The sequence below is a fragment of the Actimicrobium sp. GrIS 1.19 genome, from assembly GCF_035984655.1.
Lineage (GTDB): Bacteria > Pseudomonadota > Gammaproteobacteria > Burkholderiales > Burkholderiaceae_D > Actimicrobium.
The window spans coordinates 14932-40996 of sequence record NZ_JAXCHT010000014.1; the positions used below are offsets into that span (position 1 = coordinate 14932).

The 26065-nt window shown below is 58.8% G+C and carries 26 protein-coding genes and 1 pseudogene; 7 read left to right on the forward strand and 20 right to left on the reverse strand.

The genetic code is table 11. From position 1 onward, the window contains the following. Window positions 1-41: 41 nt before the first annotated feature. The 7 genes from RCH09_RS11335 to RCH09_RS11365 form a co-directional block, all read right to left on the reverse strand. Window positions 42-737, reverse strand: coding sequence for a succinate dehydrogenase iron-sulfur subunit (locus RCH09_RS11335; RefSeq protein ID WP_326941194.1), 696 nt, complete (start codon window positions 735-737; stop codon window positions 42-44). A gap of 36 nt (window positions 738-773) precedes the next feature. Next, window positions 774-1169, reverse strand: coding sequence for a succinate dehydrogenase, hydrophobic membrane anchor protein (gene sdhD / locus RCH09_RS11340; RefSeq protein WP_326941195.1), 396 nt, complete (start codon window positions 1167-1169; stop codon window positions 774-776). After that, window positions 1109-1477: a succinate dehydrogenase, cytochrome b556 subunit gene (gene sdhC / locus RCH09_RS11345; RefSeq protein WP_326941196.1), complete on the reverse strand. Its 369-nt coding sequence runs from the start codon at window positions 1475-1477 to the stop codon at window positions 1109-1111. Before sdhC ends, sdhD begins: the two co-directional genes overlap by 61 nt. Then, window positions 1474-2070 (reverse strand): uracil-DNA glycosylase family protein, encoded by a 597-nt coding sequence (locus RCH09_RS11350; RefSeq protein WP_326941273.1) that lies wholly within the window; start codon window positions 2068-2070, stop codon window positions 1474-1476. Before RCH09_RS11350 ends, sdhC begins: the two co-directional genes overlap by 4 nt. Before the next feature lie 63 nt (window positions 2071-2133). Next, on the reverse strand, window positions 2134-2349 hold the full coding sequence (locus tag RCH09_RS11355; protein WP_326941197.1) for a DUF2945 domain-containing protein: 216 nt from the start codon (window positions 2347-2349) through the stop codon (window positions 2134-2136). A 32-nt stretch (window positions 2350-2381) separates the two neighbouring features. Continuing rightward, the gene (locus tag RCH09_RS11360) at window positions 2382-2948 is read right to left on the reverse strand and encodes a DUF488 domain-containing protein (protein ID WP_326941198.1); all 567 of its coding nucleotides are present in this window, start codon (window positions 2946-2948) and stop codon (window positions 2382-2384) included. A 27-nt stretch (window positions 2949-2975) separates the two neighbouring features. Continuing rightward, the gene (locus RCH09_RS11365; RefSeq protein WP_326941199.1) at window positions 2976-3308 is read right to left on the reverse strand and encodes a cupin domain-containing protein; all 333 of its coding nucleotides are present in this window, start codon (window positions 3306-3308) and stop codon (window positions 2976-2978) included. A 285-nt stretch (window positions 3309-3593) separates the two neighbouring features. On the opposite strand from RCH09_RS11365, the pseudogene RCH09_RS11370 reads away from it, so the two are divergent. Next, a pseudogene (locus RCH09_RS11370) lies at window positions 3594-3826 on the forward strand (DUF2274 domain-containing protein). Between the two features lie 151 nt (window positions 3827-3977). Further along, window positions 3978-4349, forward strand: a complete 372-nt coding sequence (locus RCH09_RS11375) for a helix-turn-helix transcriptional regulator (protein WP_322118364.1) — start codon at window positions 3978-3980, stop codon at window positions 4347-4349. Here RCH09_RS11375 and RCH09_RS11380 read toward each other — a convergent pair. The 3 genes from RCH09_RS11380 to guaB form a co-directional block, all read right to left on the reverse strand. Further along, window positions 4327-5583 carry a tyrosine-type recombinase/integrase gene (locus RCH09_RS11380; protein WP_326941200.1) on the reverse strand — a complete coding sequence of 419 codons (1257 nt, stop codon included), beginning with the start codon at window positions 5581-5583 and terminating at the stop codon, window positions 4327-4329. The genes RCH09_RS11375 and RCH09_RS11380 overlap by 23 nt on opposite strands. Window positions 5584-5876: 293 nt before the next feature. After that, the gene (gene guaA, locus RCH09_RS11385) at window positions 5877-7481 is read right to left on the reverse strand and encodes a glutamine-hydrolyzing GMP synthase (protein WP_326941201.1); all 1605 of its coding nucleotides are present in this window, start codon (window positions 7479-7481) and stop codon (window positions 5877-5879) included. A gap of 99 nt (window positions 7482-7580) precedes the next feature. Then, window positions 7581-9041, reverse strand: a complete 1461-nt coding sequence (gene guaB, locus RCH09_RS11390) for an IMP dehydrogenase (RefSeq protein WP_326941202.1) — start codon at window positions 9039-9041, stop codon at window positions 7581-7583. Between the two features lie 162 nt (window positions 9042-9203). On the opposite strand from guaB, the gene RCH09_RS11395 reads away from it, so the two are divergent. Then, complete coding sequence (locus RCH09_RS11395; protein ID WP_326941203.1) at window positions 9204-9716, forward strand: DUF4124 domain-containing protein; 513 nt, start codon at window positions 9204-9206, stop codon at window positions 9714-9716. A gap of 10 nt (window positions 9717-9726) precedes the next feature. On the opposite strand, the gene RCH09_RS11400 is transcribed toward RCH09_RS11395, so the two are convergent. Continuing rightward, entirely contained in the window at window positions 9727-9999 is a 273-nt protein-coding gene (locus tag RCH09_RS11400; RefSeq protein ID WP_326941204.1) for an RnfH family protein, read from the reverse strand. Further along, window positions 9992-10423, reverse strand: coding sequence for a type II toxin-antitoxin system RatA family toxin (locus tag RCH09_RS11405; protein WP_326941205.1), 432 nt, complete (start codon window positions 10421-10423; stop codon window positions 9992-9994). Before RCH09_RS11405 ends, RCH09_RS11400 begins: the two co-directional genes overlap by 8 nt. Window positions 10424-10489: 66 nt before the next feature. Here RCH09_RS11405 and smpB point away from each other — a divergent pair, with 66 nt between their 5' ends. After that, entirely contained in the window at window positions 10490-10939 is a 450-nt protein-coding gene (gene smpB, locus RCH09_RS11410) for an SsrA-binding protein SmpB (RefSeq protein WP_326941206.1), read from the forward strand. A gap of 28 nt (window positions 10940-10967) precedes the next feature. On the opposite strand, the gene RCH09_RS11415 is transcribed toward smpB, so the two are convergent. The 4 genes from RCH09_RS11415 to ppsA form a co-directional block, all read right to left on the reverse strand. Next, complete coding sequence (locus RCH09_RS11415) at window positions 10968-11354, reverse strand: PAS domain-containing protein (RefSeq protein ID WP_326941207.1); 387 nt, start codon at window positions 11352-11354, stop codon at window positions 10968-10970. Window positions 11355-11756: 402 nt separating this feature from the next. Then, entirely contained in the window at window positions 11757-12683 is a 927-nt protein-coding gene (locus RCH09_RS11420; RefSeq protein WP_326941208.1) for an SPFH domain-containing protein, read from the reverse strand. A 3-nt stretch (window positions 12684-12686) separates the two neighbouring features. Then, window positions 12687-13139, reverse strand: a complete 453-nt coding sequence (locus RCH09_RS11425) for an NfeD family protein (RefSeq protein ID WP_326941209.1) — start codon at window positions 13137-13139, stop codon at window positions 12687-12689. A 195-nt stretch (window positions 13140-13334) separates the two neighbouring features. Beyond that, window positions 13335-15779: a phosphoenolpyruvate synthase gene (gene ppsA / locus RCH09_RS11430; RefSeq protein WP_326941210.1), complete on the reverse strand. Its 2445-nt coding sequence runs from the start codon at window positions 15777-15779 to the stop codon at window positions 13335-13337. Between the two features lie 161 nt (window positions 15780-15940). Between ppsA and ppsR the strand changes: the two genes are divergently transcribed. Genes ppsR through RCH09_RS11445 form a run of 3 tightly spaced genes read left to right on the forward strand, consistent with a single transcriptional unit; the run spans window position 15941 to window position 21654 of the window. Then, window positions 15941-16795 carry a posphoenolpyruvate synthetase regulatory kinase/phosphorylase PpsR gene (gene ppsR, locus RCH09_RS11435; RefSeq protein WP_326941211.1) on the forward strand — a complete coding sequence of 285 codons (855 nt, stop codon included), beginning with the start codon at window positions 15941-15943 and terminating at the stop codon, window positions 16793-16795. 18 nt (window positions 16796-16813) lie between these two features. Then, a complete protein-coding gene (locus tag RCH09_RS11440) occupies window positions 16814-18556 on the forward strand; it encodes a zinc ribbon domain-containing protein (RefSeq protein ID WP_326941212.1) in 1743 nt (580 codons plus the stop codon). Window positions 18557-18588: 32 nt separating this feature from the next. After that, entirely contained in the window at window positions 18589-21654 is a 3066-nt protein-coding gene (locus RCH09_RS11445; RefSeq protein WP_326941213.1) for a sensor domain-containing phosphodiesterase, read from the forward strand. A 23-nt stretch (window positions 21655-21677) separates the two neighbouring features. On the opposite strand, the gene kefC is transcribed toward RCH09_RS11445, so the two are convergent. From kefC to lpxB, 4 genes are read right to left on the reverse strand one after another with little or no spacing between them, the layout of a single operon-like run. After that, window positions 21678-23483 carry a glutathione-regulated potassium-efflux system protein KefC gene (gene kefC, locus RCH09_RS11450; RefSeq protein WP_326941214.1) on the reverse strand — a complete coding sequence of 602 codons (1806 nt, stop codon included), beginning with the start codon at window positions 23481-23483 and terminating at the stop codon, window positions 21678-21680. 15 nt (window positions 23484-23498) lie between these two features. Further along, window positions 23499-24293, reverse strand: coding sequence for a TrmH family RNA methyltransferase (locus RCH09_RS11455; protein WP_326941215.1), 795 nt, complete (start codon window positions 24291-24293; stop codon window positions 23499-23501). Beyond that, complete coding sequence (gene rnhB, locus RCH09_RS11460) at window positions 24290-24898, reverse strand: ribonuclease HII (RefSeq protein ID WP_326941217.1); 609 nt, start codon at window positions 24896-24898, stop codon at window positions 24290-24292. The genes RCH09_RS11455 and rnhB overlap by 4 nt, the downstream gene beginning before the upstream one ends. A 14-nt stretch (window positions 24899-24912) precedes the next feature. Then, window positions 24913-26046, reverse strand: coding sequence for a lipid-A-disaccharide synthase (lpxB, locus tag RCH09_RS11465; RefSeq protein WP_326941274.1), 1134 nt, complete (start codon window positions 26044-26046; stop codon window positions 24913-24915). Window positions 26047-26065 lie beyond the last annotated feature (19 nt).

The window sequence follows — 26065 nt, forward strand, 5'->3', positions numbered from 1 at the left end:
CAATGTCACCCATCGGTGGTCACGAATTGCAGTTGCGTTCGTCATAGCGAGTTCTTGACCATCGTCAACCGGATTTGCTCGATTGCCCGTGATGGCGCGAGCCCCTTGGGACACACTTCGGTGCAGTTCATGATCGTACGGCAGCGAAATAGCCGATAAACATCGTTCAAGTCGTCGAGACGTTCCTGCGTGGCCCGATCCCGACTGTCAACGATGAAGCGTTCGGCCTGCAGCAGGCCGGCTGGCCCGACGAATTTGTCTGGGTTCCACCATGATGACGGACATTGACTGGTACAGCATCCGCACAAGATGCACTCATAAAGACCATCGAGCTTATCGCGTTCCTGCGGCGACTGCAGGCGCTCCTTTTCTGGAGGAGGTTCATCGTTGATCAGATAAGGCTTGATGGAGTGATACTGTTTGAAGAACTGGGTCATGTCCACCACCAGGTCGCGGATCACCGGAAAGCTCGGCAAGGGGCGTAACACCACGGGCTCCTTGAGATCCCATACCCGGGTGACGCATGCTAGTCCGTTGCGACCATTGATATTGATTGCGTCAGAACCGCAGACTCCTTCACGACATGATTTTCTGATGGTCAGCGAATCATCTTGCATCTTGATGCGCAGAATAACGTCCAGCAACATCCGGTCGGTTGCTTCCAACTCAATTTCATAGTCCTGCATGTACGGCTTTTTATCTTGTTCCGGATTGAAGCGAAAAATTGAAAATTTCATTGTGTCTCCCAATTCCTTATGTATTTGAAATGCAGGTCAGCTGTTCGCCTGCCACAAGATGCGAATCACCCATGCGCCAAGTCCGATCAGACCGAGCGCCAGCACCGCCAGAGTTCCAACGCGAACGGCAAGCGGTTTGACGTAGTCGAGAATGACATCGCGCAGGCCGACCCACATGTGCGCCAACAAAGCAGCGCAGAAAACGAACGCGGCGATGCTGATCACTGGGCTCACGATCCAGGCATGCCAAGCTAGATACGATGAAGGCCGGTCAAACAGAAAATGTGCTAGCAGAAACACGAGGAACATCAGCATGTAGACTGCGGTCACGCGCTGCACCAGCCACGCGCGCAGGCCGGAAACGGCCCGTCTCAAAACAATGCTCCTGCAGCCAGCAGCGCCACGGCGATCCCGCCAAGGTTCACGCTCCACGCGCTACGCCGCGCGGCTGGCAAGCGCGAACCGATGTCAATGTCGCTCAACAGATGTCGCACGCCAGCCAATAGATGGTGTGCCAGCGCCCAGATGAAGGCGAGCGCAACAACCTTGAGAGCCGCATGCCCGAACAGCTCGGTTACCCAAGCATAGGTTTGCGGGCCTTGCAGCGACAGATCGAGCAGATAGACGCAGAACGGGATGCCGATCGCCAGCAAAATGCCGGTGATCCGATGGGTGATCGATGTCACGGCGCCAACCGGCATTTGAATCTGGGTCAAGTTGAAGAATACGGCTCTTCTCATTTCGACCTCTGTGGTGATTTTGCGTGTTGGTCGGAAAGCGACTCGATCCGTTCGCGCAGCACGGGCAACAGTTCATGTTCAAACCAAGGGTTACGCTGGAACCATGGCGTGTTGCGCGCCGAAGGGTGCGGCAATGGAAGATATTCAGGCACAAACTCGCGCCATGCCTTGACCGTGTCAGTCAATGACGGCTTGCGGCGATTGCCCAGGAAATGCCGTTGCGCATGCAGACCGATCAGTAGAGTCAATTCAACTCTTGGCAACTTCGTCAATAAATGATCGAGCCACAAGGTCGCGCATTCCCGGCGCGGCGGCAAGTCACCGCCATTCCCCCGGCCAGGATAACAATATCCCATTGGAATAATTGCAATTTGCGATTCGTCATAAAACCGCGCAACGTCCAGCCCCATCCATTTTCGCAGACGTTCTCCGCTTGGATCATCCCATGGCGTCCCAGAAGCATGTACTCGAGCACCCGGCGCTTGACCCACGATGAGGATGCGCGCCGCTTCGCCGACCTGCAATATCGGACGCGGACCGAGCGGCAAGTGTGGTACGCAAGCACGACATTTTCGTACTGCGACCAGCAACATGCCAAGGGTGGGATATTTCGTTTTATTCACAATATCCTTCAAATGTGCTGCGTACTCGCTGATTCAATTGCTTACCCTGTGCAACGCCGACTCTTTGTGTATTGCGATGTGGTCGCTCTTGTCACTCTGAATTTCATATTGTGGTTCATCCTTGCTCGCATGATGCGTATAGCCCTTGTAAGCAACGTCCTTTGTGTGTGTTTTGATAATTTTTCCGGAGACGTGCCCAGCCTCCGAATTCCAGGTAACGTGATCACCAACTTTGAATTTGAGTGTCATGGCTCGACTTTCATTAAAATTTACGTTGCAAGTTACGGTTGCTCATGCCGATCAAGCGTGAGCGGCGGATAGGTGATTTGCGTTCCATCAACGTGGGCGAAGGTTGTAAGCGCGTGTGGTTTGCGTCCCTTCGGTCCAATAATGTCCTCGACGCGAATGCCTCGGACCAGAAGCGCGTCCCCGATCATCGATCGATGGCAGCGCCAAGGAACCGCTTCTGCGCACATCAAGACACAACGCTCAGTACGCGCCAAGTTTGCGACCGATTGAACGTTCTCGGCGAACTCCGATGTCTGCATGTAATCTGCATAGCCTCGAAACGAAAGATTGTGCCACCCGGCGTTGGGAGAATCGGCTCTCGCATGGCGCAATCCTCCGAGACCAGGAAGATGTGTATAAGAAATTTTGACTGCGTCTAATGATGTCGGGAGCGCGTCTTGATTGAACTGCGGATTATGGCGTGACCGAGGTACGGTTCTCACATCCAGCACTCGGACAATTTCATTGATTTGAAGCAGATCGAGGAATATGTCCAGCGGTCGATTCGAATGGCCAATCGTGCAGATGAGCGGTTCTGTCGCTGCGATGTCGATATTCATGGAGATAGAAAAAGTTATGAAAGGCGCTTACGCGCCATGCAACAAAATGGTGACAAGTACGGAGGAATCTTCTACTGCCTTTAGTGCGTGGACCTCGCCGCCGGCCAAGCATATTAGATCTCCCTCGCGCATCAACTGGTTAGTTCCCGCAGCCGAAAACTCTATACTTCCCTCGATGCATTGAACGGTAATTTCACCTGTAACTTGGTGCGTTGGCATTGACTTACCTGCTAGAAGAACCATACGAAACACTTCAAGGCGATCCGATTTGTAGAGCGTTTTCGTGGTTGCGTTTTTGAGATCGCTTTTATATTGACGAATGTCAATCAATTCACCCGACAACGCATGATGCTGAGCCATAACTGTTCCTTGGAATTCTTTGATTAGTAACTATTGCTGAGGTACCTGGTTTCGCGCGACGCTGAAAGTCACATTGCATCTCCATCTGCCGCGTTGCGGCCACAGAGAATAAATGGCTGCGCTCAGACCATACGCCCCATGTCGAGCAAGCGTCTGTGCGCTAACGCACTCTTGCACGAGCGGTCGCGACTCTGGCAGAGTCAGTCGTGATTTTCACTTTTTGATAAAGCAAATTATGAAAATAACTTAACAGTTGATTTTCTTGAATTTAGCCGCGTTTTAACTATATATCCGCCAACCAATAAGCTGCGGCTGGGGCCGCTGCCGACCAAGACCGAGACAGTCAAAATCACCATTGCGCTCACCACTGCGTTGAAGACCGATTTGGAACGCTACGCCGCGCAACATGCTCAGAACTACGGCGAGCCGATTGATGCCACGACGCTGATCCCGCACATGCTCCGCTCGAAGCGTTCATGGTGCGGGATCGCGGCTTCAAGAAGAGCATGGCGAAGTGATGCACAACCACGCCGCGTGAGCGCAATCGGAATACGCTCATGCACGCCTGAGCGAGTTTTCAATAGATGCCGGAAAGATCACCATCACAGGACCGCATTTATATCGGCCGTTGCAATGCACGCTGCAACTGCCCTGCTGATGGAGAAGATCATGAACAAAGCAGATCGAAGTTTGCAGGCCGCGAGATCGAACAACGACTCTGATGCAAACGACCTGCACGGCATGCCGCTACCACGACTGATCGCGCCGAATATCTTGCCGTTCCGACGCACGATCCGCCGTCCCGAGTTGCGACAAATCGTGCCTCTGGCCGACACCACGATCTACGACATGGAACGGCGCGGTGAATTTCCGCGCAGGTTCAATCTAACCGCACGCTGCGTGGTGTGGGATTTGACGGAGGTAGAGGCATGGCTCGATGCGCGCCGCCAAGCCTCCGACAGCGCGCAGATAAAACGAGCCCCCTCGCCGGACGTGCGTCAGCGCAAGCACCGCCCCGTCAAAGCAACGCCTGTGTCGTGATGATCTTCATCGACGGGGGCAGCAACGTCGGGGTGTGCGATTCGCCGGCCACCCAGGCGTCAACCATGTCGGCCCACTCTTGCAGCATGTGGCGGCGCTGCTCGGCGTATTCAGCCTTGTTGTAGATGCCGCGTGATGAACGGCCGTCTTCGTGGGCAAGACACTTCTCGATCCAGTCACCGTTGAAGCCCAACTCGTTGAGGATGGTCGAACCGGTGCGGCGCAGGTCATGCACAGTGAAATTTTCGATTGGCAGACCCTTCGCTTTCGACCGCTCCACGACTATCTGCCCGACACGGTTCAGCGTGGCGTTCGACATACACTTGTCGCCGTCATAGCGCGAAGGCAACAGGTATCTTGAGCCACCGGCGCAGGTGCGCAGTGCGATCATGATGTCGAGCGCCTGCTGCGACAGGTAGATGTTGTGGGCCTTGCCGGCCTTCATGCGGGCTTTTGGGATAGTCCACAGCGCATTCTCGAAGTCGATCTCATCCCATGTCGCGTGGATCAGTTCGCCTTTGCGCACCAGCGTGAGCAAGATCAGCCGCAGACCCAGTTTGATGGTCGGGTACGACGCGACGTACTCCAACTGCTTGAGCATGATGCGTATCTCGGACGGCGACAGCGCGCGATCCCGTGCCACGAAAGTGGCAATCGACGATGGTCCAACGTCGTCGGCAGGATTGGCCACCTTCTCACCGTGCAAGATGGCAAAACCGTAGATTTGCTTGATGATGTCGCGAACGTGGATTGCCGTTGCTGGCGCTCCCCTCCCCTTCACCTTGCCGCACAGATCGCGCAGGTCATCAGGACTGATCTCGCTCAGCAAGCGACTCTTGAACACAGGCAGGATGTCCCGGTCAAGGATGCTCTTGCGCATCGACCGCGTGCTGTCGGCCATCCGCGCACCCTTGTACCACTCGTCGGTAAATTCCTGGAAGGTTTTGGCGTCCGAAAGGCGCCTCTTCTCTCGCTGCTTTTCCTGCGCCGGGGACTGTCCTTCCGAAACTGCCCGCTTCGCGTCGATGCACTTTTCGCGTGCACGGGCCAGCGACAGACCGCCTGGCCCATAACGGCCAATCGTCAGCGTTTCGCGCCTGCTATTGATCCGGTAGTCATAACGGAACGTGACGGTACCCGCCGTCGATACCGTCACATACATTCCATCCCTGTCCGTCACCTTGTAGGGCGCATCCTTGGGTTTGAGATTCTTCAGTGCGGTATCGGTCAGCATGGTGTCCTCCTGAGAACGGCAATTTTACCGTCAACGGCTCAAAAGACACAGAATGCTCTGAAACCCGCATGAATACTAGCTCTTCCTCTTATTTTTTACCGTCAGAGCCGAAAACAGTCAGACGGTAAATATTTTTAGATGACTTGCCTAGCTTTCATTACCGTCAGGATTACCGACAAAACGTTTCGCTTGTCGTCAATAGATGCGGATAGCTTTCGTGGAATAAACTTATATAAATCAATAAGTTAAGTGACTTTCCCGATAGTCCACGAAAGCTGCCGAAAGACCTAAAATCATTCCCACTCGATCGTCGCCGGCGGCTTGCCGGAGATGTCGTAGACCACGCGGTTGATGCCGCGGACTTCGTTGATGATGCGGTTGGAGATCCGGCCCAGCAAGGCATGCGGCAAATGCGCCCAATGTGCGGTCATGAAATCCTGCGTTTGCACGGCGCGCAATGCCACCACGTATTCGTAGGTGCGGCCATCGCCCATGACGCCGACCGACTTCACCGACAGAAACACGGCAAAGGCCTGGCTGGTGGCCTCGTACCAGTTCTTGTACTCACCCTGGCTGTCGACGCCGGCAGGCAAGTCCATCGTGCCGTTGCGCAGCTCGTCGATGAAGATCGCATCGGCACGCCGCAGCAGATCGGCAAATTCCCGTTTGACTTCACCCAGAATGCGTACGCCCAGGCCCGGTCCCGGGAACGGATGGCGATACACCATCGTCGCCGGCAAGCCCAGTGCCACGCCCAGTGCGCGGACCTCATCCTTGAACAGTTCGCGCAGCGGCTCCAGCAACTTCAGGTTCAGTGTTTCCGGCAAGCCGCCAACGTTGTGGTGGCTCTTGATGGTGTGACCCTTCTTGCCCTTGCCGGCGCTTTCGATCACGTCCGGATAAATCGTGCCCTGCGCCAGCCATTTGGCATTCTTGAGTTTGCCGGCCTCGACCTGGAACACCTCGACGAATTCGCGGCCGATGATCTTGCGCTTGGCCTCCGGATCGGTGACACCGGCCAGATGTCCGAGGAAGGTTTCGGCGGCATCGATGCGGATGACTTTCACGCCCAGATGATCGGCGAACATCTCCATCACCATCTTGCCTTCGTCGAGACGCAACAGGCCGTGGTCGACGAACACGCAGGTCAGCTGGCTGCCGATCGCGCGATGAATCAGGGCTGCCGCAACGCTGCTGTCGACGCCGCCGGACAATCCCAGGATCACCTCGTCGCTGCCGACCTGGGCGCGGATCGACGCGACTGCTTCGGCAATATAGTCGGGCATGTTCCAGTCGGATTTGAGGCCGCAGATCTGATGCACGAACCGTCCCAGGATGGCCTTGCCCTGCAGCGTGTGCGTGACTTCCGGATGGAACTGGACCGCGTAGAACTTGCGCGTCTCATCGGCCATGGCGGCGATCTCGCAGCTCGGGTTCGATCCCATCACCTTGAATCCGGCCGGCATCTCGGTGACCTTGTCGCCGTGGCTCATCCAGACCTTGAGCATGCCCTCGCCTTGCGGCGTGACGAAATCACTGATATCCGACAGCAACGTCGTGTGGCCGCGTGCGCGCACTTCCGCGTAGCCGAATTCACGCACCGTGCCATTCTCAACTTTGCCGCCCAGTTGCTCTGCCATTGCCTGCATGCCGTAGCAGATCCCGAGCACCGGCACACCCAGTTCGAACACGGCTTGCGGCACGCGTGGCGTTTCGCCATCGATGACCGAGTTCGGCCCGCCTGACAAAATCACGCCGGCAGCACCGTAGTTGCGCACGAATTCATCGCTGACGTCGTAGGGAAACACCTCGGAAAACACACCCGCATCGCGCACCCGGCGTGCGATCAGCTGGGTCACCTGTGAACCGAAATCGAGAATCAGAATTTTTGAATGCATGGCAGTTGTCGGAAAAGTAAATGAATGCGATGGATAAAACGTCAGCAGGGCTGCCCGGCAATACCGGCAGCCCTGCTTTGATTTACAACAGCGAGCCGATCAATCAGCGCGGTAGTTCGGCGCTTCCTTGGTGATCTGGACATCATGCACATGGGACTCGCGCATGCCGGCCGACGTAATCTCGACGAACTCGGCGCGTTCGCGCAAGTCCTCGATGGTTTCGCAACCGCAGTAGCCCATCGAGGAACGCACGCCGCCAACCAGCTGATACAGGATGGCCAGCACGCTGCCCTTGTACGGCACCCGGCCTTCGATGCCTTCCGGGACAAACTTGTCGTTGCTGTTGCCCGCATCCTGAAAATAGCGGTCGGCCGAGCCATCGGCCATCGCCGCCAGGCTGCCCATGCCGCGATACGATTTGTAGCTGCGGCCCTGATACAGAATCACTTCGCCAGGCGCTTCTTCGGTGCCGGCGAACATGCTGCCCATCATGACGCTGGAGGCGCCAGCCGCCAGTGCTTTCGAGATGTCGCCGGAATAGCGGATGCCGCCATCGGCGATACATGGAATGCCCGTGCCCTTCAGGGCCTGCGCGACATTCGAAATGGCCGTGATCTGCGGCACACCGACACCCGCGACGATGCGCGTGGTGCAGATCGAGCCCGGGCCGATGCCGACCTTGACACCGTCGGCGCCATGATCTGCCAGCGCCTTGGCCGCGGCAGCGGTGGCAATGTTGCCACCGATGACATCGACGTGCGGGAAATGCTTCTTGACCCAGCGCACCCGATCCAGCACGCCCTGCGAATGGCCGTGCGCTGTATCGACGACGATCACATCGACCCCGGCAGCGACCAGCAATTCAATGCGCTCGTCATTGTCGGAACCGACCCCGACCGCAGCGCCAACGCGCAACTTGCCGAATTCGTCCTTGCAGGCAAACGGATGCTCAGTGGATTTCTGGATGTCCTTGACGGTAATCAGGCCGCGCAATTCGAAATCATCATCCACCACCAGCACCCGCTCCAGCCGGTGCTTGTTCATCAGTCGCTTGGCTTCGGACAGCTCGGCGCCATCCTTGACGAACACCAGCTTGTCGCGCGAAGTCATCTTGGAGCGGACCTCGGCATCCAGATCTTCTTCAAAGCGCAAATCGCGGTTGGTGATGATGCCGATGACTTTTTTCCCTTCGACGACCGGGAAGCCACTGATTCCATGCTGGGCCGACAGTGCAATTACATCGCGGATGCGCATGTTCGGCGGAATCGTGATCGGGTCACGCACGACACCGGATTCGAACCGCTTGACCCGGGAGACTTCACGGGCCTGTTCGCGTGGCGTGAGATTCTTGTGGATGAAGCCGATACCCCCTTCTTGCGCCATTGCAATCGCAAGGCGCGACTCGGTCACGGTATCCATCGCCGCCGACAACAAGGGAATGTTGAGCGTGATGTTGCGTGACAGGCGTGTTTTTAGGGAGGTATCTTTTGGAAGGATGTTGGAATAAGCGGGAACGAGCAGCACATCATCGAACGTGAGTGCCTTTTGAACTAGACGCATAGTGTTTCCTATTGGCGCAAAACCGAATTATACAGAAAACCTTTTGCCCCGTCCGTTCAGAAAGTGCCGATCGTCAACCAAAATCAGGGTGCGCGCATTGACAGGGGGGTCAAAGCATGGCGAAATAGTTGCCACGAATCAAATTCGAAGGTCGAGCACATCATGAAACTGCATTTCCCCACCATTCGCACCCTGTTCCTTGGCCTGCTTCTGTCCAGCGCCGGCAGCCTGGCCATCGCCCAGTACGTGTGGGTCGATGGCAAAGGCGTCAAGCAATACTCCGACGTGCCACCACCGGCATCGATTCCGCGCAGTCAGATCCTCAAGGAACCCGGCGTCACGCGCGCCGCACCGCCGGCGGCCACAACGCCGGCCGAGGGCGGCGCGGTCGATGCCGCGAAAGCACCGGCGCCACTGACCACCGCGGAGCGCAATGCCGATTTCCAGAAACGCAAACTGGAACAGGCCGACAGCGACAAGAAAGCCGCTGACAAGGCAAAGCAGCTGGCTGACAAGGCCGCCAATTGCGAAAAAGCGCGCTCTTATGCACGCACCCTCGACGACGGTGTGCGAATTTCGACCACCGACAAAAACGGCGAGCGCAGCATCCTCAGTGATGAACAACGTGCCACCGAAGTCAAGAATACCCAGCGCGTGATCAGCGACTGCAAATAATCGCGCCGGATCAAGTTTCCTTGCGGGCCCGTCGGCGCCGTGCGTCCTTGGGATCGGCCACCAACGGCCGGTAGATTTCGATCCGGTCATGCGCGCGCAAAGTTGTCTCGGGCGTTTTGAGCCGGGCAAAGATGCCGACCCGGTGCCGCGTCAGGTCGATGTCCGGCATCGCCAGCGCGACCGCGTCGGCAATCGTGCTGCCGAGCGCGACTTGCAGGTCAATGCAGAGTTGCCGCTCCGGCAGCGCGTAGCACACCTGCACCGGCAGCAACGCGTCAGCCATACACCACTTCGGCGCGCTTGCAGAACGAATCGACGAAACTGTTGGCGATCATGTTGAAGACCGGGCCAATGACGCCCTCGATCAGGCGATTCGAAAACTCATATTGCAAATCAAAATCAATCTTGCAGGCGTCGGCGCGCAACGACTTGAATGTCCAGGTGCCGTGCAACGACTTGAAGGGTCCGTCGACCAGCCGCATCGTCATCAAGCCGGGCGGCTGGTTGGTATTTTCAGTGGTAAAGGTTTGCCTGATACCGTGATAATTGATTTGCAGCGTCGCCGTCAGCCGATTTTCTTCGGTGCGATGCACTTCGACTCCGCCACACCATGGCAGAAATGTGGGATAGTCTTCGACCTTGTCGACCAGTGCAAACATTTGTTCGGCACTAAAACCAAGAAAAACTGATTTGTGAACCACTGCCATTGCGTTTATACCGTTTCATAACATCAGAAGTCCGAAATTCTAACCGACTGCATCCATTTTTACCTCATGACCATAGTTGATAACAGAAAAGCCTTTCACGATTATTTTGTCGAAGAGCGCTTCGAAGCCGGTCTTTCGCTGCAAGGGTGGGAGGCCAAGTCGATCCGCGCCGGGCGCGTGCAACTCAAGGAAGCCTACGTGATTGAGCGCGGCGGCGAGCTGTTCCTGTTCGGCGCCCATATCAGTGCACTGACCTCAACCTCGACCCACGTGCATCCGGAAGCCACGCGCACCCGCAAGCTGCTGCTGCATGCCGCCGAAATCAAGAAGCTGATCGGCAAGGTGGACCGCTCCGGCTATACCGTTGTGCCGATCAACCTGCATTACGTGGGTGGCCGGATCAAGTGCGAAATCGGCCTGGCAAAAGGCAAGAAGGAACATGACAAGCGCGATACCGAACGGGAACGCGATGGCAAGCGCGAAGTGGCGCAGGCGATGAAGACGCACCGTCGCTGACGGTCCGGAAGGGTCTTGCCAATATCGGTTACAACGGTTTGAGGAAGATCCAGCAGGTCTCGCCGCCCAGTGCTTTTTTCATGTGGACCTTGACCCTGGTCGAGGCCCTGCCGCAGTCCAGCAGAAACTCGAACATCGTATTCAAGCTGTTATCCCGCACACCGGTCTCAAACACGCCCTTGAACGCCGGTGTTGCAGTGCAGGGAGCGACGTCGGTAAAGAAATTCTTCCCGATCGCAAGTGCCGGGTCGCAGCCGACCAGCGCGCCCTCCGTCGCATTGCATTTCACGACCACCCCGCTCCTGTCGACCTCAACCGCGCCGAAATCGAGTCTGTCGATATCCCCGTCGGACGCCTTGTCCAGACAGGCTTCGATGTCGGATTTGCCAAATCCGGGCAATTCAAGGTCCCTCATTGCAGAGCTCCTGTCCAGGTCGAGGCGCGGCCATTCAGCGGGTGATGCGATGCAAAAAATAGGGTTCGCACGAATTAACTCCATGGTTACTTTGTCAATTTAACCAACAGTAATAATGAATGGTCAATTCGTCAACACGCGCAAGCGGCAAAGCACCGCCTTTCAACCGTATTGATGCGATCGATCAATGTTCCACTGATGATTTGAGGACGGTGAGCCGCTCCAGGCGACCAACGTCACTCGCGCCATATCAATTAATACGAACCTGAACGTTCCGCGGATTCGCGGTTGGATGTACTGACGCACGTCAATGTACGTGCGACCCTTCCGCCACCTCTGACGACCAGGGCGGTGTCGCCGCCCAGATGCGGCGACACCGATGCAGCGTTGCGCTGCAGCGCGTCAGATTTTTTGCTGCGACTTCACGACCTGCATGGCGCCGGCAATCAGGCCACTCATGTCGCTCAGGTTGGCGGGCACGATGATCGAATTGTTGGTCTTGGCAAGATGCGCGAACGCCGCCACATACTGCTCCGCGACTTTCAGATTCACCGCGTCGGCGCCACCCGGCTCGCGAATCGCGGCAGCGGTCTTGCGTAGCGCCTCGGCACTGGCTTCGGCAATTGCGACGATGGCGGCGGCCTGGCCTTCGGCACGGTTGATCGAGGCCTGTTTCTCGCCCTCGGATTTGGCGATCGAGGCTTCGCGTTCACCGGTCGCGATATTGATCTGCTCCTGCTTGCGTCCTTCGGAGGCCGCGATCAGCGCCCGCTTCTCACGTTCTGCGGTGATTTGTGCCTGCATCGCGTGCAGGATTTCCTTCGGTGGCGTCAGATCCTTGATCTCGTAGCGCAGCACCTTGACGCCCCAGTTGGCCGCCGATTCATCGATCGCATTGACGATGGTGGTGTTGATGTGATCACGCTCTTCGAAAGTCTTGTCGAGTTCCATCTTGCCGATGACCGAGCGTAGCGTGGTCTGCGCCAGTTGCGTAATCGCGGCCAGATAGTTGGACGTGCCATACGACGCGCGCATCGGATCAGTCACCTGGAAGTACAGCACGCCATCGACCTGCAGCTGCGTGTTGTCCTTGGTGATACAGACTTGCGGCGGCACGTCGAGCGGAATCTCCTTGAGGATGTGCTTGTAAGCGATGCGATCGATGAACGGAATCACGATATGCAGGCCAGGCGTGAGAATGGTGTGGAATTTGCCGAGCCGTTCGACCACCAGTGCGTGCTGTTGCGGCACCACGTTGATGGTCTTCATTACGAACACCACCGCCAGGATGAAGATGATCAGAGAGACACCGCCGAAATTCAATTCCATGTTTTACCCCTTGTGAGAATGCATTGGTTTGACCAGCAGACAACTGCCGCGGATTTCGATGATCTGATGGATGCCAGGCGCCGGCGTTCCGCTGCCGGCATATTCGACATCCCATTGCGCGCCGCGATGCATCACGCGCGCTACCGGCGTGCCGCCTTCCGGCATGGTCCAGACTGCAATCGTGACCGCTTGTCCGATATCCAGATTGACATTTGGATCGCGCGCGGAGTCGGTACGGGTGGTCTTGCCCAGCTTGCTGCGGTTCAGCGCCACCGTTGCCACGGCGCCCACCACTGCCGCGACGATGAATTGCACGCCCGATGGCAGGTCCAATGCGGCGGCAATCGCGCCGGCGATGATGCCGAATGCGATCATCAGCAGATAGAACGTCCCGGTGAAGATCTCCAGCATTACGAGCAGACCGGCTGCGATCGCCCACGCCATCCATTGCGCCATGATTTTTCCCGTCTTTCAATTCAACCGGCAAGCGCGCCAAAGCGTCGCCAAAAAAAACAAAACCCCCGCAGCCAGAAAGCCACGAGGGTTTAACTTTTCAAGATAGAACTGTTTGATTTGTTATTCGATTCAATGTCAAACGAGTCTAGTCGATATTACCGGAGTACTAATAATTAAATGACAATCGCTGTTGCGTTAAGTAGACGCTTTTAACGCAGCCAGTTTTTGCCAGGTATCAATCACCGAATCCGGGTTGAGCGAGATCGACTCAATCCCTTCCAGCATCAGCCATTCCGCAAAATCCGGGTGATCCGACGGACCCTGACCGCAAATGCCGATGTACTTGCCCTGCGCGCGGCAGGCCGCAATGGCTTTCGACAGCAAGGCCCGTACTGCCGGGTCACGCTCGTCGAAATCGGCGGCCAGCAATTCCATGCCGGAATCGCGATCCAGGCCCAGCGTCAACTGGGTCAGATCGTTCGAACCGATCGAGAAGCCGTCGAAGAATTCGAGGAATTGTTCGGCCAGGATCGCATTCGATGGCACTTCGCACATCATGATCAGGCGCAAACCGTTTTCACCGCGCTTGAGACCGTTCTTGCCCAGCAGGTCCACCACTTTTTCGGCCTGGCCCAGCGTACGTACAAACGGCACCATGATTTCGACATTGGACAGGCCCATGTCATTGCGCACCCGTTTCATGGCCAGGCATTCCATTTCGAACGACTCGGCGAAATCGGCCGACAGGTAACGCGCCGCGCCGCGGAAACCGAGCATCGGGTTTTCTTCGTCCGGCTCGTAGCGCGACCCGCCAATGAGCTTTTTGTACTCATTCGACTTGAAGTCCGACAGGCGCACGATGACCGGCTTGGGCCAGAAGGCGGCGGCGATGGTGGCGATGCCTTCGGCCAGCTTGTCGACGTAGAACGCCTTTGGTGATGCATGACCGCGCGCGACTGACTCGACCGCTTTCTTCAGATCCGGATCGATATTCGGATATTCCAGAATCGCTTTCGGATGGACACCGATGTTGTTGTTGATGATGAACTCAAGACGGGCCAGGCCGACGCCATTGTTCGGAATCGACTGGAAATCAAATGCCAGTTGCGGATTGCCGACGTTCATCATGATTTTCAGTGGCAGCTTTGGCAGCTCGCCGCGCATGACTTCGGTGATCTCGGTTTCCAGCAGGCCGTCGTAGATGCGGCCCTCGTCGCCCTCGGCGCAGGACACGGTGACGAAGGTGCCATCCTTGAGCAACTCGGTGGCATCGCCGCAGCCCACTACTGCAGGAACGCCCAGTTCACGCGCGATGATCGCCGCGTGACAGGTGCGACCACCGCGATTGGTGACAATGGCGGCGGCCCGCTTCATGACCGGCTCCCAGTTCGGATCGGTCATGTCAGCCACCAGCACGTCGCCCGGCTGGACCCGTTCCATGTCGGCCGCATCGTGAATCACGCGCACCGGACCGGCGCCAATTTTCTGGCCAATCGCGCGCCCCGACACCAGCACCGTGCTGCTGCCCTTGAGCTTGAAGCGCTGCTGCGCGTCGGTCGCCTTCTGCTGCGACTTCACGGTTTCCGGACGCGCCTGCAGGATGTACAGCTTGCCGTCGCGGCCATCCTTGCCCCACTCGATGTCCATTGGACGGCCGTAATGCTTTTCGATGATGACGGCGTACTTCGACAGCTCGACGATTTCCGTGTCGGTGAGCGAATAGCGATTGCGCATTTCGATCGGCACATCGACGGTCTTGACCGAACGGCCAGCCTTGGCATCGGCGGTGAATTCCATCTTGATCAGCTTCGAGCCGATGTTGCGCCGGATGATCGGCAGCTTGCCTTGTTCCAGCATTGGCTTGTGCACGTAAAACTCGTCCGGATTGACGGCGCCCTGCACCACTGTTTCGCCCAGTCCGTAGCTGGACGTGATGAAGACGACATCGCGGAAGCCGGATTCGGTATCCAGCGTGAACATCACGCCGGCTGCGCCCAGGTCCGAGCGCACCATGCGCTGCACACCGGCGGACAAGGCCACCTCGGCGTGGGTGAAGCCCTTGTGCACCCGATACGAAATGGCCCGGTCGTTGTACAGCGATGCGAACACATGCTTCATCGCCTCAAGGACGTTGTCGATGCCGACCACATTGAGGAAGGTTTCCTGTTGCCCGGCAAACGACGCGTCGGGCAAATCTTCGGCGGTGGCCGACGAGCGCACTGCAAACGACATCTCGCCAACCGAATCGGCCACCAGTTGCTGGTAGAAGGTGTTGATCTGTTCCTGCAGGCGCGGCTGGAACGGGGTCTGCACGATCCACTCGCGAATTTCATTGCCGGCCTGCGCCAGTGCGCGCACGTCATCGATGTCGAGCGACACCAGACGGTCGGCGATGCGCTGCGCGAGCGTCGCGCCGCCGTTTTCGCTGTACGACAAAAAATCACGGAAGGCCTGCGCTGTGGTGGCAAAACCACCCGGCACGCGCACACCGGCGCCGGCCAGTTGGCTGATCATTTCGCCCAGCGAGGAGTTTTTCCCGCCGACCGAATCGACATCGTCCATACGCAGGTTTTCGAATGCGACTACATAACTGGCTTCCTGGACTGCTCCTGTTGTTGCTGCTTCAAGTGCGTTAATCATGAGAACCTCTGCTTTGATGATAAGAAATCTGCACGCGTACCGCGTTGGCCCGTACACTTTCAACTTGCTGAAGTTGCCAGCGCGGCCCGCGGAATCAACACTGGCGGCCATTTTACCCGCTGCAACCGTTTTTGACCTCGCCAATTGACCTCGTGAACACGATGAACCCTCCTGAAATTGCAGCACACCAACTCCCACCAATCGATCGCACGGTATTTTTTGTCTCCGACGGCACCGGCATTACTGCCGAAACCTTTGGTCATGCGGTGCTCACGCAGTTCGACTTGCGCTTCCGGCAGATCCGCATGCCATTCGTCGATACGCGCGACAAGGCGCACGATGCGGCCAAGCGCATCAACCAGGCCTTTCTCTCCGACGGCAAGCGCCCGATTGTCTTTTCAACGCTGGTGCAGGACGATCTGTCGGTCGTGATTCAGCAATCGGCCGGCATGTACATGGACCTGATCCATACCTTTGTCGAACCGCTGGAGCAGGAACTCGATGCAAAATCGACCCACTCGGTAGGACGCAGTCACAACATCGCCGACTCGGACGATTACAAGAATCGCATCGAGGCGATCAACTTCTCGCTGGCGCATGACGATGGCCAGTCGCACAAGAACCTGGCCATGGCCGACGTGATTCTGGTGGGTGTCTCGCGCTCCGGAAAAACGCCGACCACGCTGTACCTGGCCATGCAATACGGGATCAAGGCGGCCAACTATCCGTTGATTCCCGAAGACTTTGAGCGCGCCAAATTACCCAGCGGCCTGTTGCCGTACAAGTCGAAGATCTTCGGCCTGTCGATTACGCCGGATCGCTTGTCCGAGGTACGCAACGAGCGCCGGCCGGGCAGCAAATACGCCGCAATCGAAAACTGCCGTTACGAGGTCAACGAAGCCGAGGCCATGATGCGCCGCGAGGGCATCCGCTGGATGTCGTCGACTGCCAAGTCGATCGAAGAGATCGCCACGATGATTTTGCAAGAGATCAAAATCGACAAACATCAATACTGAACCTGGATGGAATGACTGATGACCTACGATTACAGCTCGGAAAGCCAGCGTCTCGAATTACCGAACCCGTACCGCATCGATAACTTTTTTCAGTTCGCCGTCGCCACGTTCTATCTGATCGCTGGCTTGCTGTGCCTGATGGTGGCGCGCAGCAATCTGGATGGCATGAGCGCCAAATTCATCGTGCCGCTGGCCGCTGCCATTGTGCTGATCGGTTACGGCATCCGCTGCGCCGCGATTGGCATGACGCGACTGCGTTTCTTTTTCGGGCGCGCCCTGCCGGTTGGCCTGGCGCCCGAATTGCAAAATGGCGTGATCGGAAAATCCAGCCAGATCAACGTCGTGCTGGAAGACCTGCGCCGCGGCGCACTGAGTTTTCCAGAACCGATCGGCGCGCTCAACGGCCTGCTGTACGACCGTTTTCCACGCCTGATTCTCGCGCCGCAACCGGTGCAGGCCCTGGCGCAGTCGCAGTTTCGCAACGGCTTGGTGATCCTGCTGACGCTGGCCTCGCTGCTGGTCGCGTGGCTGGGATTTTCGCGCCCCCACACGGCGCAGTGGATCGGGGTGTTTTACTTCCTGTTTGCAGGCTGGCTGGTGTTGCGGCCGATGACAACGCTGCGGCAAGGCGCCAGCCGCGTCAATGAAACCGCAGTAATCCTGCTGGTCGTCGCGGCCATTCTCGGCCCCGTCGCGGTAGGTTTTTTTGCGCGCTCGCTGCCTGACCTGCCCTGGCTGACCTTGCACTGGCAGGCCTTGTTCTTGCTGGTCGCCGTACTGGTCTCGGTGGCGCTGTTTTTTGTCGCCTTGATGCGCCAGCTGGCTACCGCGCAAGCAACCACCATCAGCTGCGAAGTACTGCGCCTGAATATCAATACCCATCCAGCCCAGATCATCGGCGAGTTCGATCGCGTGATGCAGCAGAAATGGGTCGAAAAAATCCCCAACCGCCGCTACGCGCGCATCGACCCGGTCATCAATTCCGACAGCGCCACCGGCAGCTTCACCGGCGAGATCGTCGAGGAGACCCAGCCGCTGCCGTCAAAGGGTTTGCAATCGTTGTCGCTGTCGAGCGCGCTGGCCGGCGACCGCACCCGCTGGCTGGTGTATCTCAACGTGTACGGATTGCTGATGCTGTGCACCGCAGCGGTGGCACTGCTGCTGTTCGTGATGCGCTTCGAAGCCGGTGGCATTGACATGTCGATCACCGCCAACATCACCTTTGCCTTCGTTGCCTTTTCGGTCGGACGCTTCTGTTTCGAGGCATCGCAGCGGCTGTGGGGACGATTCGATTTTGTGTCGGAAATCATCTGGCTGGATTTGTCGGGGCAATACACCACCGCACGCAACAAGCTCGGCAATGATTTTTCCAGCACGGTACGCACCGAAAGCAATGCCATCCATGTCGATTCGATGACGATGCGGGTCTGGACCGCCCGTCTCGAAACCGTGGTGTTCGGCAAGGAGAGCAAGCGCTGGATTACCGCCATGAATGGTCAGAGCGAAAACACCAGTGGCCTGGCAACGCATCTGTCGGCCTTCGCACGCGATCGCTCCATGTTCGTCGCGCCGACCAATGCGGATGACCTGCACAAGATAGCGGCGATGCAGGGCAGCCCGGGCAGCGTGGCCGACGATCTGCAGCGACTGGCAAAGGCGCCGGCGGCAACTGCCGCACAAGATCGATTTTGCAGCGAATGTGGTGCAGCCAGGCTGACCGACGCCCGCTTCTGTTCGGGCTGCGGCGCAAAATTTCAATGAGCCATCGACGACGACCTGTTCTGGAGTAGCACATGACGTATCGGGACGTACACAACATCATTGGCGCGCATCTCCAATTTGCAAAGGAGGCGGCCGAACTGGATCTGTGGGATCACGATCTGGTGACCGGTGAAGTGACCCGCAAACCGACCCGCCTGTTCGACAGCCTTGGTTATGGCGACGCCGAGACGGCCGCCTGTCTGCACGACGGCATGCTGGCTTTCGTGCATCCCGACGACATCGCGTTGCTGGATAGCTGCTTGGCCGACTATCTGGCCGGAATCACCGCGCAATATCGCTGTGAATTTCGCTTGCGCGCCAACGACGGCAGATGGGTCTGGTTCGCCAAACAGGGCAAGTTGTCCGATCGCGACGCGCCCGGGCGGCGACTGGTTGGCATCACCGTCAATATTGATGAACGCAAACGCAACGATGCGCAACGCGACGCGCTCACGCGCGCGCTCAAACTGGTCAGTGCCTGCAGCACCGCAATGATCCAGGCGCATACCGAGGCAGAATTTCTGCGTGCGATCTGCACGCTCGCCGTTGACACCGGCGGCTACCGGATGGCCTGGATTGGCTTTGCCGAAGACGATCCGGAAAAATCGGTGCGGCCGGTCGCCCAGTCCGGATTCGAACAGGGCTATCTGGAACACACCACTGTCACCTGGTCCGACTCCATCCTCGGCCGCGGTCCAGTCGGGACTGCGATCAAGACCGGGGCCACCACGGTGAACCAGGACTACGAGACCAACCCGCAGATGCAGCCGTGGCGCGACAGCGCGATCCAGCGCGGCTATCGCGCCAGCATTGCGCTGCCGCTGTTTGCCGAGAATCGCGTGTGTGGCGTCTTCAGCACCTATGCCGCCGACCCGTTCTCGTTTGGCGCGGCGGAAGTCACGCTGCTGGAGGAGCTGGCCGGCAATATTTCCTATGGCATCCAGACCTTGCGCAGTCGCGCCCGGCACGAGCAGACGCGCGTCGCACTGCAGGCCGAGAACGAGAAGAACCTGGCGCTGCTGCATAACGCCAGCGACGGCATTCACATCATCGATTTGAGCGGAAGATTGATCGAGGCGAGCGATTCATTTTGCAGCATGCTGGGTTACCAGCGCGCCGAGATGATCGGCATGCACATCACGCAATGGGATGCGCAGCTGTCGGAAAGCGAAATTCGAACCGGACTGGCACAGCAGTTCAGTGCGCCGGTCCGCATCCAGTTCGAGACGCGCCATCGACGCAAGGATGGCAGCCTGATCGACGTCGAGATCAGCGGCCAGTCGCTCAATCTCAATGACAAATTGGTGCTGTTCAACTCCTCCCGTGACATCACGCATCGCAAACAGGCGGAGGAAGCACTGCAGGAGAAACAGCGGCTACTACTCCGCGCCGAACGTCAATACCGCGAATTGCTCAGCAACCTGCACATCGCGATCGTGGTGCATGGCGCCGATACCCGCATCCTGTTCAGCAACCCGCGTGCGTCTGAACTTCTCGGGTTGTCCGACGACCAGATGCGCGGCAAAATCGCGCTGGATCCGGCCTGGAATTTCATTGCGGAGGATGGACAGGTGATGGCGCCCTACGAGTACCCGGTCAACCGCGTGATTCGTTCGCTCAAACCGATGGAAGGGCTGGTGCTTGGGGTAACGGGAACGAAAACGGCGAAGCCGGTGTGGCTGCTGGTGAATGCATTTCCGGAATTCCAAGCCGACGGCAGCCTCAATCAGGTCGTCATCGACTTCGACGATATCAGTGCGCGCAAACAGGCGGAGGCGCAAATCCATAGCCTGGCCTTTTTCGACGACTTGACCGGATTGCCGAACCGCCGCCTGCTGACCGACCGATTCCACTCGGCATTATCGGCCTCGACGCGTTGCAATTGCTATGGCGCCGTGCTGTTCATTGACATGGACCGCTTCAAGACCGTCAATGACGTACTCGGACATGAATTCGGCGATCTGCTGCTCATCGAAGCGACAGCGCGCATTCGGTCCTGCGTGCGCGAGGTCGATACGGTTGCCCGCATTGGCGGCGACGAATTCGTCGTCCTGCTGGTTGAAGTGGACGAGCAGCTCGGAACGGCATCCCAGAAAACTGCCTTGGTTGCCGAAAAAATTCGCCTCGCCCTGACCCGCCCCTATCAGCTCAGAGGCAACGAACAACATTGCTCATCGAGCATTGGCGTGAGCATGTATCACGGCAACCAGGAGACGCCCGGCGATTTGCTGCGCCAGGCCGACATTGCCATGTACAAGTCCAAGGATGCCGGCCGCAATGCGGTGCGCTTCTTCAATCCAGCGATGCAATTGGCGGTCGAAGTGCACGCCGCACTGGAAGCCGATTTGCGTCATGCGGTACCCGACGGCCAGCTGCAGCTGTACTACCAGATTCAGGTCGACAGTGACCAGCGTGCGCTGGGCGCCGAAGCGCTGGTGCGCTGGCTGCATCCCAAACGCGGCATGGTTCCGCCCATGCAGTTCATTCCGGTTGCAGAGGAAAGCTCGCTGATTCTCGATATCGGTGGCTGGGTGCTCGAGACCGCCTGCCGGCAGCTGGTGACATGGGCCGGCCATGCCGCCACGCGCGACCTGACGCTGGCGGTGAACGTCAGCGCGCAGCAGTTCAGGCAGGCGGACTTTGTCGAGACGCTGGCGGCGATGCTGCGCCGGCACGGCACGGTGGCGGCACGACTGAAGCTGGAACTGACCGAGAGCGTGGTGCTCAACGATGTCAACGACGTGGTCAGCAAGATGTACGCGCTCAAGGGACTGGGCGTGAAGTTGTCAATGGATGACTTCGGCACCGGCTATTCGTCGCTCGCCTATCTGAAACAACTGCCGCTGGATCAGATCAAGATCGATCAGAGTTTTGTGCGTGACATCACCACCGACCCGAACGACGCGGTCATGGTGAAGACCATCATTGACCTGGCAAAAAATTTCCGCCTGCATGTGATCGCCGAAGGTGTCGAGACCGAGTCGCAACTGGCCTTTCTGCAGCTGCATGGCTGCATGGCGTACCAGGGCTATCTGTTCAGTCGACCAGTGCCGATCGCGCAGTTCGAGGCACTGCTCAAGCAAGCGCCCGACGCCTGAGGCGCCGCACCAGCACGCCAAGGCTATGTTGACGCAGCCTGCTGGTCGGCGTGGAATGCGGCGGCGTCCTGGGAGAACATCTCTTCCAGCTCTTGCTGTGCCTTGCGCGTGAGCGAGACGACCTTGTCGATATCCTTGTAATGCGGATAGACCGTTTCGAGCGTCTTCAGGTTGTGGGCACGAAACGTCGCCGCCGCCTGTTGCGCGCGCTCCGCCTCGAACCCCAGCTGCTCCAGCACCTGCGCGCCCAGCTGCAACGCAGATTCGAAGACTTCGCGTTGCAACAGCGTGACGCCGCGATTTCTGAGCTGGTAGAAATGGGTGACGTTGCGCGCGCGCGCCAGAATGGTCAGATCGGGGAAATTCCGCCGCACCGTGTCGACCAGCGCGAGGCTTTGGCTGACGTCGTCAATCGCCACCACCAGCGTGCGCGCATTGCCGATGCCGGCCGCGATCAGCAGATCAAGCCGGGTCGCATCGCCATAGAACACCTTGTAGCCGAACCGGCGCAGTAATTCGATCTGATCGGGATCGTGATCCAGCACGGTCACGCCAATCTTGTTGGCGAACAGCAGGCGGCCGATGATCTGGCCGAAACGACCAAAGCCGGCAATGAGGACAGGGTTGTCCTGTTCCTCGATCTGGTCGTCCTTGCGGACTTTTTTTGCGGCCCGCAGGCGCGGCGCAATCAGCTTGTCATGCAACAGCAGAAGCAAGGGCGTCGCCACCATCGACAGCGTCACCACCACCACCAGGATCGCCGCATTGCCGGCACTGAGCACGCTGGCGTCGGTGGCGGCGCCAAAAATCACAAAGGCAAACTCACCGCCCTGCGACAACAGCATCGCAAAGAACAACTGCTGGCTCGATGGAATCGCAAAGCGTTTCGACAGCAGATACAGGATGCCGAGCTTGATCGTCAGCAGGATGCTGACAGCGGCCAGAATCAGCCAGGGCTGCGCGCGCAGGACGCCGATATCGACCGACATGCCAACCGCAATGAAGAACAGGCCCAGCAACAGGCCCTTGAACGGTTCCAGATCGCTGATCAATTCGTGCCGGTATTCCGAATCCGCCAGCACCACGCCCGCCATGAAGGTGCCGAGTGCCATCGACAGGCTGACCGATTGCATCAGCAGGCAAATGGCGATCACCAGCAGCAGGGCGAAGGCGGTGAACAGCTCGCGCAGGCCGGTGCGGGCGATGAAGCGAAACGCCGGGTTGACCAGGAAACGACCGCCGATGATCAGCGCCGCCAGCACGGCGACCAGCTTGCCCACGCGTTGCCACATCGGTGCGCTGCTGTCGCTCACCACGCCACCGAGCAGCGGTATCAAGCCGATCATCGGAATCGCGGCAATGTCCTGGAACAGCAGGATCGAGAAACCGACGGAACCGGCCGGTGTTTGCAGCAGCTTGCGCTCGCCCAGCGTGGCCAGCACGATTGCGGTGGACGACAGCGACAACCCGAGTGCCGCCACCATGGCAGTCTTCCAGTCCACCCCCAGCGCCAGCGCCGCCGCGCCCAATCCGATACTGACCAGCGCGACCTGCGCCCCACCCCAGCCAAAGATCGGCCGGCGCAACGCCCACAAGCGCGCAGGTTCGAGCTCGAGACCAATCAGGAACAGCAGCAGCACGACACCAAATTCGGAAAACTCCAGGATGTCGTCGACGTTGTCGATCAGGCCCAGTCCCCACGGTCCGATTGCCGTTCCGGCCAATAGATAGCCAAGCACCGCGCCCATGCCGAGGCGCTTGGCGAGCGGCACCATCACGACCGCCGCCACCAGAAAGAACAACATGTTTAGCAGGAAGCGGTGTTCCATGGCGACTCCAATTGGTCAACGCGGCGCGGCGCTGCGTTGCCGCACCTGTTCGAAGAAACAGACCGCCGCACTGGCAGCCACATTGAGCGACTCCATCGCACCGAGGTGCGGAATAGCGACCTGGTGTGTAGCCAGCGCCAGCAACTCCTGCGCCACGCCCTGCCCTTCATGACCGAACAACCAGGCCACCGGCTGGCTCAGGTCGGTCTCGAAAATCGTTTGCCGGGCATGCGAGCTGGTGGCCAGCACCGGTACGCTGGCACTGCGGATGACCGCGGCGAGATCGACGTTTTCGGCAATCTTCAGCACAAAATGGGCGCCCATGCCGGCGCGCAACACCTTCGGCGACCAGGTAAATGCCGTGCCGGGACTGCACAGCACGAATTCGATGCCGGCCGCAGCAGCACTGCGCAGGATCGATCCCATGTTGCCCGGGTCCTGCAGGTTGTCGAGCAGCACGGCAGAGCCGGTCAAGGCGGCCGGCGCCGTCAGCTCGGGCGTGTCGACCACAAACATCAGGCCAACGCCGTGCTCGACCTGGCTTAGCGCGTTGTAGAGCGCATCCGGCAACAGAATGCATTGGCTGGCGCCGCCCTCGCATTGCACCGCAATTGGCACGACTTCGTGATGCAGGCGCGCGCTTTCACTGACGATGCACAAACGCGGCGCTCCCAGATGCTGCAAATACGCCTCGCACAGATGCACGCCATCGAGCAGCGTGCGCCCGGCCTTGCGGCGTGCCTGCGAACTGCCGGCCAGTTGCTTGAGCTCCTTGTAGAGCGGATTCTCGCGCGAGGTAATGGGTTTCATGGTTGACCGCCCGCCAGCAATTTGCGCACCGGCGCATACGACAACCGGTGCACCGGCGAGACGCCATGCAGGCGCAATCGCTCCATGTGCAGCGCGGTGGGATAGCCCTTGTGGCGATCGAAGGCGTATTCCGGGTAGATCTCATGCAGTGCATACAGCGCCGCATCGCGCGCGGTCTTGGCGAGAATCGAGGCGGCCGAAATGGCATCGACCTTGTCATCGCCACCGACGATGGCTTCCGAGCGGATCGCCATGACCGGGCAGCGATTGCCATCGATCAGGGCCAGCGTGGGTACGCGATGCAATCCTTCCACCGCGCGGCGCATCGCCAGCAGCGATGCCTGCAGAATATTGATCTGATCGATTTCAGCGTGCGAGCATTCGGCGATCGCCCACGACAAGGCATGCGCCTTGATCTCGATGGCGAGCGCGTCGCGACGCGCTTCGGTCAGTTTCTTGGAGTCGCGCAAACCGGCGATCGGGCGCGCCGGGTCGAGAATGACGGCGGCGGCGAACACCGGCCCGGCCAGCGGTCCGCGACCGGCCTCGTCGACGCCGCAAACCAGTTCGCCATCGTGGTCAAACAGGGCAAGGGAGGCAGGCATGGTCAGCGGCTCGATCACTGGTGTGCGCGATTGATCAGGTTCATGACCGCATTCGCGCTCTCGCGCGCCGTGTCGCGCAGCAGCGCATGGTGCATCTGCGTGAAGCGCTCGGTGAGCGTGGCGCGCCCGGCATGGTCATTGAGCTGCGTCCACAGCGCATCGGCCATGGCCTGCGGAGTGGCGGCCTGCTGCAGCAATTCCGGGACGATGAATTCCTGCGCCAGGATATTCGGCAAGCCGACCCACGGCTGGTAACCCATGTGACGCATGATTTCCCAGCTTGCGCGCAGCATCTTGTAGGCAATCACCATCGGCTTCTTGAACAACGCCACCTCCAGCGACGCCGTGCCGGACGCCACCAGCACCGCATCGGCTGCGGCCATCGCGACGTGCGACTGCCCCTGCAATACCTGAATCGGCACATCGCGCAACTCGGCGGCGGCGATCAGTTCATGGAAGTAGCGGCTCAGGTTCTCGCCTGCCATCGGCACCACGAAGCGCATGCCGGGTTCGCGCAGCAGCAGCAGGCGGGCGGTCTCGACAAAGGCGACGGCGTTGTACTTCAGCTCCGACATGCGGCTGCCAGGGAGAATTGCGACCACGCTGCCGTCGACCGGCAAACCGAGCTGGATGCGCGCGGCGGCAACATCCGGCACCATCGGGATCACCTCGGCCAGCGGATGCCCCACATAGGTCACCGGGATGCCGGCCTTGCGATAGATCGCTTCTTCAAACGGAAACACCACCAGCATGTGCGACACCGCGCGTTCGATCTTCTTGATGCGGCCACCGCGCCACGCCCAGATCGACGGGCTGATGAAATGCATGGTCGGAATACCCGCGTGCTTCAGGTCCGCTTCGAGGCCAAGATTGAAATCGGGCGCATCGACACCGATGAAGACCGCCGGGCGCTCCGCCACCAGGCCGGCGCGCAATGAATTCTGGATGTTCTTGATTTCGCGATAGTGCGCCAGCACCTCGAACAGGCCGCGCACCGAGAGTTTTTCCATCGGCCAGTCACTGACGAAGCCATATTCGGCCATCTTCGGGCCACCGATGCCGTGCATGCGTGCCAGCGGCAACTGCGGCCGCAATCCGGACAGCAAGCGGCTGGCCAGCAGATCGCCGGAACTTTCACCGGCGACCATCGCGATCACCGGCCCGTTC